The organism is Deltaproteobacteria bacterium (genome assembly GCA_003696105.1).
Taxonomy (GTDB): Bacteria; Myxococcota_A; Polyangia; order Haliangiales; family J016; genus J016.
On the sequence record RFGE01000218.1, the window covers coordinates 1 to 8,700 of the forward strand.

Annotated in this window: 8 protein-coding genes; 5 read left to right on the forward strand and 3 right to left on the reverse strand. The window is 71.5% G+C overall.

The window, feature by feature from the left end:
- Both D6689_14525 and D6689_14530 read right to left on the reverse strand, forming a co-directional pair.
- Positions 1–1,112, reverse strand: a 1,112-nt coding sequence (locus D6689_14525; GenBank protein ID RMH40181.1) for a serine/threonine protein kinase, incomplete at its 3' end; no start/stop codon positions are given.
- A gap of 65 nt (positions 1,113–1,177) precedes the next feature.
- Positions 1,178–1,663: a response regulator gene (locus D6689_14530; protein ID RMH40182.1), complete on the reverse strand. Its 486-nt coding sequence runs from the start codon at positions 1,661–1,663 to the stop codon at positions 1,178–1,180.
- Positions 1,664–1,695: 32 nt separating this feature from the next.
- Here D6689_14530 and D6689_14535 point away from each other — a divergent pair, with 32 nt between their 5' ends.
- The 4 genes from D6689_14535 to D6689_14550 all read left to right on the forward strand — a co-directional run bounded on the left by D6689_14535 (position 1,696) and on the right by D6689_14550 (position 6,478).
- The gene (locus D6689_14535) at positions 1,696–3,090 is read left to right on the forward strand and encodes a hypothetical protein (protein RMH40183.1); all 1,395 of its coding nucleotides are present in this window, start codon (positions 1,696–1,698) and stop codon (positions 3,088–3,090) included.
- Entirely contained in the window at positions 3,087–3,734 is a 648-nt protein-coding gene (locus D6689_14540) for a hypothetical protein (protein ID RMH40184.1), read from the forward strand. Before D6689_14535 ends, D6689_14540 begins: the two co-directional genes overlap by 4 nt.
- Positions 3,731–5,227 carry a HAMP domain-containing protein gene (locus D6689_14545; GenBank protein RMH40185.1) on the forward strand — a complete coding sequence of 499 codons (1,497 nt, stop codon included), beginning with the start codon at positions 3,731–3,733 and terminating at the stop codon, positions 5,225–5,227. Before D6689_14540 ends, D6689_14545 begins: the two co-directional genes overlap by 4 nt.
- 144 nt (positions 5,228–5,371) lie before the next feature.
- Complete coding sequence (locus D6689_14550; GenBank protein ID RMH40186.1) at positions 5,372–6,478, forward strand: hypothetical protein; 1,107 nt, start codon at positions 5,372–5,374, stop codon at positions 6,476–6,478.
- A 76-nt stretch (positions 6,479–6,554) separates the two neighbouring features.
- Here the strand turns inward: D6689_14550 and D6689_14555 are convergent, their stop codons facing one another.
- Positions 6,555–6,785 (reverse strand): hypothetical protein, encoded by a 231-nt coding sequence (locus tag D6689_14555; GenBank protein RMH40187.1) that lies wholly within the window; start codon positions 6,783–6,785, stop codon positions 6,555–6,557.
- Between the two features lie 100 nt (positions 6,786–6,885).
- Between D6689_14555 and D6689_14560 the strand changes: the two genes are divergently transcribed.
- Positions 6,886–8,556 (forward strand): glutamine--tRNA ligase/YqeY domain fusion protein, encoded by a 1,671-nt coding sequence (locus D6689_14560; GenBank protein RMH40188.1) that lies wholly within the window; start codon positions 6,886–6,888, stop codon positions 8,554–8,556.
- Positions 8,557–8,700 lie beyond the last annotated feature (144 nt).

Sequence of the window (8,700 nt, forward strand, 5' to 3'; positions counted from 1 at the left end):
CCGGCCGGCGCGGGCGCGCTCCCCCGAGCGCCGGCGGCCGGGCCGGCCGCCGCCCCGGCCGGAGTCGGGTTCCACACCGTCGGCTCGAAGCCCGCCGCGGCCGCGGGTCGAGCGACGGGCGGCCGCGGGTCGGGCGGCGTCATCGGCACGCCGGGCGGCCGGCTGCGGTACCGGCGCTGTGGGAGCGCCGCCCGCGGGTCCGCCTCCGCGAGCTGCGCGCGCAGCCGCGCGATTCGTTCGCCGAGCGCTTCCATGTCGGCCGGCCGCTCGCGCGGCTCCTTGCGCATGCAGTCGAGCACCAGCGCGTCGACGGCGGGTGGCACGCCCAGGTCGCGGCGCCGCTGGCTCGGCGGCACCGGGTCCTCGGTGATGTGCTTCGACAAGATGGCGAGCACCGTCTTGCCCTCGAACGGCAGGCGGCCGGTCACCATCTCGTAGAGCATCGCGCCGAGCGCGTACACGTCCGTGTAGGTGTCGACCTGCTCGCCGCGGATCTGTTCGGGCGCCATGTACTGCGGCGTGCCGATCAGATCGCCCTGCTGGGTCATCGGGATCGACGTGCCGTCGTTGCGCTCGTCTCGCAGCTTCGCGATGCCGAAATCGAGCACGCGCACGATGTCGGTCTTCGACCCGCGCTGCGTGAGCATCACGTTGTCCGGCTTGAGATCGCGGTGGACGATGCCGTGCGCGTGCGCGTCCGCGAGCGACGCGCACACCTGCTCGGCGATGCGCAACGCCCGAACCGGCGGCAACGCGCCGCTCGCCACCAGTTCCTCGCGCAGCGAGTGGCCTTCGACGTACTCCATCGCGATGAACAGCGACCCGTCGTCGTCCTGGCCGAAGTCGAACAGCGTGACGGTATTGGGGTGGTTCAGGCGCGCGGCGAGCCGCGCTTCGGCGTGAAACCTCCGCACCAGCCCGGGGTCGGCCGACAGTTCCGCGCGCAATACCTTGAGCGCCACCGTGCGGCTGAGCGCAATTTGTTCCGCGCGGAACACCGCGCCCATACCGCCCTCGCCGAGCTTCTCGACGATCCGGTAGCGGCCCGCCACTTCGCGGCCCACCGGCGCGTCGCCGGCGCGCGCGGGCTCGGGCGACGGCGACGCCGCCACGGCCGCACCGCAGTTCGGGCAGAAGCGAGCCTCCCGCTCCAACGCCGCGCCGCACCGTCCGCAGCTCATGGGTCGTCTGCGCCCGCATCCGCGGGGGACTCGGCGGAACTCCCCACGAGACGATCGATCTGCGCTCGGAACGCGCGGATGTCGAACGGCTTTTCGATGAACGCGGCGCAGCCGGCCGCCTCGGCCTGCTCGCGTTCGCGCGTGACCACGTTGGCGGTCACCACCGCCACCGGGATGCGCGCGATCGCCGGGTCGTCCGCTGCCCGAACCCGGCGCAGGACCTCGAAGCCGTTGACGCCGGGCACGTCGAGGTCCACCAGCACGAGCGCCGGCCGCTCGGCGGCGACCAGCGCCAGACCGGTCTCGCCGTCCATCGCGCCGATGACGCGATAGCGGCCGGTGGCGTGCAGAACGCGGCGCACGAGTTCGAGGTTCTCGTCGTTGTCCTCGATGTAGACGATCGTCTTGCAGTCGGACACGGGAATGAGCAGTTTCGCGCGCGCTACGGCGCGGGTAAAGGCCGCCGTACGATCAGCGTACACCGTGCTACGCTCGGCGGCGAGTGAGGCGCGTCATGGCATGGCTCGCGGCACTCGCGGCGATCGCGGGGGGACCGCCCGCGATCGCGCAGCCCGCCGGCGAGGCCCCGTTCGGACCGCGCATCGTCATCGAGGCGATCGAGGTGCACGGCAACACGGTGACCGCCGAGCGGCTCATCCGCCGCGCGCTGCCGGTACGGCCCGGCGATGAGGTCTACGCCGGCGATCCGCGGCTGCGCGACGCTCGGCTGCGCGTGCTGGCGCTGGGCTACTTTCGTTCGGTCGAACTGTCGCTGCGGCGCGGCAGCGCCCGCGGCCGAGTGGTCCTCGTCGTCGACGTCCAGGAGCGGGGCACGCTCGTGCTCAATCACATCTTTCTCGGCACCAGCGAGGCGGTCCCCTACTGGGCGGGGGTCGACCTCGGCGACCGCAACGCGGCGGGCACCGGCGTCGAGGTAGGCGGCGGGTTCGTCTGGGCCGGCGCGGCGGACGTGCCCGGCGGCGACCGCCAGCTCGCGGCGTCGCTGCGGGTCGGCGCCGCCGCGATCGCCGGCAGTCGTCTCGGCGCGCACGGCGCCGCGTGGTACGCGGACGCGACCGAGCCGTATCGCGTGCGCGGCGCCTCGGACGACGCCGATCCGGCGCTGTTCGCGGCGTTGCCCTACACCCGCGCCGGGGTCGCGGCGGGTGCGCTCGTCGACCTGACGGCACTGTCGGCGCTCACGGTCGACGCGGGGGTCGAGCGCATCGACGCCGACGTGCCGGCCGCCCCCGTGCGCACCGAGCCGGACGGGACGACCCGGCCGATCGACCTGGGCTTGCGCGACGGCGTCAGCTACCAGACGTCGCTTACGGTCGGATTCGACCGCGACACGCGCCCCGACCCGATTTTGCCCTACGGCGGCTATCGCATCACCGCGCTCGGCCGGATCGCGTCGACCGCACTGGGGGGCGACTACGACTATGCGAGCCTGCTCGCGCGCTACGAGCGGTGGTTCCCGGTCGGCTCGGTCCGCCACGTCGTGTCGGTGCACGTCACGGGCGGCGTGGTGGTCGGCGACGCACCCCGGTTCGAGCGATTCTACGCCGGCGATCTCAACCGGCTGCTCACGCCGCGTGCGCTCGGTTTGGTGCTGTCGACGCGGCCGACGCTCGACGTCTTCGGCACGTCGGTGGACGACGACCCGTTCGGCGACGTCGCGGCGGTGGTCGAAGTGCAGTACGCGCGGCGGCTGTTTCGGCGCGGTGCACCGATTTACGGCGGCGACCTGTTCGTCACCGCCGGTGTGTTCGCGCTGGCCGGCCGCGATCAGCCGGATCGCTCGGCCCTTCCGGTCGACGCGATCGTCGACGCGGGGCTGCGCCTCGACACGGAGATCGGCATCTTCGAGCTGACCGTCGGCAACGGTCTCGGGCGCGTGCCGCTGTGAGCCGCCTGCTGACCATCGCGCGAGTCGCCGTCGCGGTCGCCGCGGTTCCGGCCGGCGCGCGCGCCGACGACGGCGTGCGCCTGCGAACGATGGCGTTTGCCGAGCGCCGCGGTTGGCTCGTCGCGAGCGTCCAGTTCACGGACCTGTTCGACGCGGCCGCCTACAACAAGCTGTCGAGCGGGTTCGCCGCCACCGTCGCCGTGCGCGGCGTCGTCTACGAAGTCAGGTCCGGCGCGCCCGTGGCGGTCACCGCGGCCACATTCCGCGTGGTCTACGACTTGTGGGACGAGGTCTACCGCATCCGCATCGTCGACATGCGCGGTATGCGCGGCTTCCGCGTGCGCAGCCGGGCCGACGCGCTCAAGGCGGTGACGGAAGTGGATGCGCTGCCGCTCGCGCCGCTGGACCGGATCGCGATCGGGCCGCACTACGTCGTCGAACTGATCGTCGAACTCAATCCGATATCCGACGAGCGACTTGCGGAGATGCGCCGGTGGCTCACCCGGCGCGCGGGAACCGCGTCGATTCAGTCCAATTCGTCGTTCTTCGGCTCGTTCGTGTCGGTGTTCGCCAACCCGGAGTTGCGGCCGTCCGACGCTGCGTTGCGCTTGCGGTCGCAACCGTTTTATCGAGTAAAGCGATGAGGCCGCGGCGTCCGATGCGGTTTGGCATTCAGTTCAAGCTGGTCGTCGGCCTGCTGCTCATCGCGATCGTGCCGCTGCTGGTGTCCGCCCTACTGGTCGACCAGATCGGCGAGGTCGCGCAGAACTTCGCGTCCAACGAAGCGGATCGCTTGCGGCCGCCGCTGGTCAAAGCGGAGCGCGCCTATCGCGAACTCGTCGCCGCTCGCAAGGCCGCCTATCGCGAGGCCGGCCGGCGCATCGCCGGTCGACTGCGCGGACTGCCGCTGTGGACGCCCGAGGTGGACGTCGCCGCCGCGCAGCGCGAACTCGGCCGCCTGCTCGCGCAGGAGGAGGTTGCGCGCGCGGTCGTGACGCGCGCCGACGGAACCATCGTCGCGCAGGCGGTGAGCGATCTGTTGCCCGGGCAACCGACCGGGAGGTGGCGAGACTTCACGGTGGTCGAGCCGCTCGTCGACGGCTTGCGGCTCGAACTCACGTTCGTCGCGCGGGTCGACTTTCTCGACGATCTCGAGGAACTCGGCTACGTGCTGGCCGAGCGGCGCGACGTCGACGCATTTCGCCGCGGCCTGCCGCGGTCGTACCGCACGGCGTTCCTGCTGCTGGTCGGCGGCGTGGTCGTCGTCGTCACGGCCGCGTCACTCGTGCTCGCGCGCCGCATCACCCGGCGTGTCGAGCAGCTTGCGGCCGGCACGCGCGAGGTGGCGCGGGGCAATCTGGCGGCGCGTGTCGACGTGCCCGGTCGCGACGAACTCGGCGAGCTGTCGGACGCGTTCAACCGAATGGTCGAGCAGCTCGAGCAGCACCGCGCACAGATCGGTCACCTGCAGAAGATGAGCGCGTGGCAGGACGTGGCCCGCCGGCTCGCCCACGAGATCAAGAATCCTCTCACCCCGATCCAGCTCGCGGTCCAGCAGGTGGTGTCGAGCTACCGGGGCAACGACGAGCGGTACGCGGCGATGCTGCGCGACATGCAAGAGATCGTCGAGGAGGAGATAGCCGGGTTGCGGCGTTTGGTCGATGCGTTCCGGTCGCTGTCGCGGCTGCCGCGCGCGCAGCCGGAGCCGCTGGATGTCGCGGTCGTGGTGGCCGACCTGGCGCGCGAGCCGGAATTTACCGACCGCCTCGCGGTGACGCCGCCGGCGGACGCGGTAACCGTGCGCGGCGACCGGTTGCTGTTACGTCGATTGCTCGCCAATCTGGTCGAGAATGCGGTCCACGCGGCGCCGGATGGTCGCGTCTACCTCGCGTGGGAACGCGACGGCGACGTGGCGCGAGTGTACGTCGACGACGAGGGGCCGGGGGTGCCGCCGGACCGGCGCGACGCGATCTTCGAGCCGTACATCACGAGCAAGGAGCACGGCACCGGCTTGGGCCTGGCGATCGCAAAGAAGATCGCGCTCGACCACGGCGGCGACCTCGCGCTCGCCCCGGAACCGGCGCCGGCCGGCGGAGCCCGATTCGTGGTCACGCTGCCGGTTGCCGCGCCCGCGTGACGCAGGATCGCCCGGGGCTCGCCGGCGAGGGGCGGTCCAATCGCCGGCGGGAGGGCGCGGCGTATGCCGCGGAAACCGCGAGTCCGACGGGCGAGGGGACCGCGCGGGGGTTCAGCGCGAGGCGCAGCGACCGACTGAACGGGCATGAAACGGGTCTCGTGGCTGCTGGTGCTGTTCGGGATGCTTCCGTACCGGCTCGCGTCGGCCGACGACGTCGAGGTGTGCGTCGATGTCGTGCAGCGCGAATATGCGCGCCGGCTGATGGACGTGTCGCTGGCGATGCGAGCGCGCACGGCGTCCAAACGCGCCCAGTTCGTGGCGCTGCGCGGAGCCGTGTGGCGGTTCGAGGCGCTCGCCGGCGAGGCCGACGTGCGCGCGTGCGAAGCGCGGTCGCCGATCGCGGCGCGCCGGTTCGCGGCGCTGCGCGAACAAGCGGCGGACGATCTGGCGCGCGCGCGCGCGCGGCTGGCGAAGCTGTGCGTCCGAACGGCGACGACGGAGATCGAGCGGCGCAAGCTGCGCATCGACGCGGCGCTGGCGCGCGGTCGCCTGGCCGAAGCGAGCCGCGAGGCGGACGCGCTCGACGAGGCGATCGCCTCGGATCCGGTGATCGCGCAGTGCGACGCCGCGGCGGAGCGGATCGAAGCGGTGCGCGCGGAGTATCTGGCGGGTGTTCGGGCGCAAGTGGCGCTGCCGCGGGTGCTGCGCACGCTCGCAGACGACTACTCGGAGATCGCGCGCACGTGGGACGCGGCGCGCGCGGCGCTCGCGACGAGCGGGCGGACGATCCGGCCCGTGCCGGAGGCGCTGGTGGGCGAGGACGGCCAGCGCGCGTTCGCCGAGCGCGTGGCGCGCTGCCGAACGGGAGCGCGTGCGGCGGTCGAACTCGGCGCTCGAGGCGACACGCCGGTCGCGGATACAACGGTTGCGGCTGCGGCGGATCTGTGCGCCGAGGTGGAGTCCGCCGTCGACCGGCTGTTTGCGCGGGCGGTGGCGCACAACGCGCGGTACGCGGAGGTGCAGCGCAAGCGATGGGAGTACCGCAACCTGCGCGGCTGGGACATGCAGAAGCTCTACCAGGAGCGCGGCCGGCCGCTCGCGGTCGACATCGCGGCCAACGACGCGGTGTTCTGGACGTTCCGCGAGGGCGATTCCTGCGTGCGCTACTGGTTCAGCCCCCGCGGAAAGCTGCGCGGTCACAAGCCGGCGGAGTGCCCGGCGGACGAGCCGGCGCACGTGGCGCGCCGGTGACCGCGCACACCGCGCGGACCGCGTAGGAGCGGCCGCCATCGCGCGCGCTGCGACGGCGCCGGTGGTGCGCGGCCGGTCAGTCGCCTGCGGGCGGGTCGTCCGCAGGCGGGTCGTCGCGCAGCAGCCGCCGCACCTGCGCCACCCGCCGCAAGCGGCGGCGGACCGCTTCGGACAGGCTGCGCCGCTCGGTCACCTCGGTCGCCGCATCCGAGAACTCGGCGACGGCGCCGTCGCGCTCCGAATCGGTTGCGACGGCATCTGCCCGCGCGTCAGGCCGGCGGCCGCACTCGGACTTTTCGCTCCCCATCCCTGGTATTGTCCCGCGAGCGATGCGCGCCGCCAAACGGTGCGCGGCGTTTTCTTTGTCCGTAATTCCCCCGAAGCCGCCGCACTGGTAAGAACACGCCATGTCGGAACAGCCGTCCAACTTCATTCGAGAGCTGATCGCGGACGAACTCGCGTCGGGCAAGATCGACCGCATCGCCACGCGGTTTCCGCCGGAGCCGAACGGCTACCTCCATATCGGGCACGCGAAATCGATCTGCTTGAACTTCGGGCTCGCGGAGGAGTTCGGCGGTACCTGCAACCTCCGCTTCGACGACACGAACCCGCTCGCGGAGGAGCAGGAGTACGTCGACGCGATCAAACGGGACATCCGGTGGCTCGGGTTCGACTGGGGCGACCGCGAGTACTACGCATCCGACTACTTCGACCAGCTGTACGAATGGGCGGTACAGCTCATCCGCGAGGGCAAGGCGTACGTCGACAGCCAGACGCCGGAACAGATCCGCGAAAACCGGGGCAACTACTACAAGCCCGGAGTCGATAGTCCCTACCGCAACCGGTCGGTGGAGGAGAACCTCGACCTGTTCGAGCGCATGAAGGCCGGCGAGTTCGACGAGGGAACGCACGTGCTGCGTGCGAAGATCGACATGCAGCACAAGAACCTCAACCTGCGCGACCCGTTGATGTATCGCATCATCAAGGCGTCGCACCATCGGACGGGTGACCGCTGGTGCATCTACCCGATGTACGACTGGGCGCACGGGCAGTCGGATCAGATCGAGGGGATCACGCATTCGATCTGCACGTTGGAGTTTCAGGATCACCGGCCGCTGTACGACTGGTTTCTCGAGGCGCTGCGGCTCGAGCCGCGACCGCGCCAGATCGAGTTCGCCCGGCTCAACTTGAGCTACACGGTGCTCAGCAAGCGGCGGCTGCTGCAGCTCGTCAAAGAAGGCCACGTCGACGGATGGGACGACCCGCGCATGCCGACGTTGTCGGGGCTGCGCCGGCGCGGGGTGCCGCCGGCGGCGATCCGCGCGCTGTGCGAGCGCGTGGGCGTCGCCAAGCGCGACGGTGTCGTCGATGTGTCCCTGTTCGAGCACGCGATCCGCGAGGAACTCAATCGCACGGCGCCGCGCGTGATGGCGGTCTTGCGACCGCTGCGCGTGGTGATCGACAACTTTCCCGACGGGGAGGTCGAGCATTTCGACGCGCCGCTGCACCCGGAGGACCCGTCGTACGGGTCGCGTTCGGTCCCGTTTTCGCGCGTACTGTACGTCGAGCGCGACGACTTCCGCGAGGACGCGCCGAAAAAGTGGCACCGCCTGGCGCCCGGGCGCGAAGTTCGATTGCGCTACGCGTGCCTGCTCACCTGCCGCGAGGTCGTCAAGGACGCCGCCGGCGAGGTGGTCGAGCTGCGCTGCACGTGGGACCCGGAGTCGCGCGGCGGCCGGTCGCCGGACGGCCGGAAGGTGCGCGGCACGCTCCACTGGGTGTCGGCGGCACATGCGGTCGACGCGGAGGTGAGACTGTACGACCGGTTGTTCCGGGTCGAAAACCCGGCCGAAGCCGACGACTTTTTGGCGGCGCTCAACCCGGACTCGAAGCAGGTGCTCACCGGCTGCAAGGTAGAGCCCTACGTCGCCGGGCTGGCGCCGGAGACGCGGGTGCAATTCGAGCGCCTCGGCTATTTCTGCGCCGACGTCGAGTCGACGCCGCAGCGGCCGGTGTTCAACCGCACGATCACGCTGCGCGACTCGTGGGCGAAGATCGAGCAGAAGCTCGCGGGCTGACGGGCCGTCGCGCATCGCCGCGGGCTGCGGTCGCGACCGGCGTGCGATCGCCGGCGTGCGTCCTCGCGCCCGTCGGGTCCGATGTCGAAACGAGCCGGCGTGCGTTGCGGGCGTGCGCCGACTGTCGCCTCGCCGGCGTGCTCC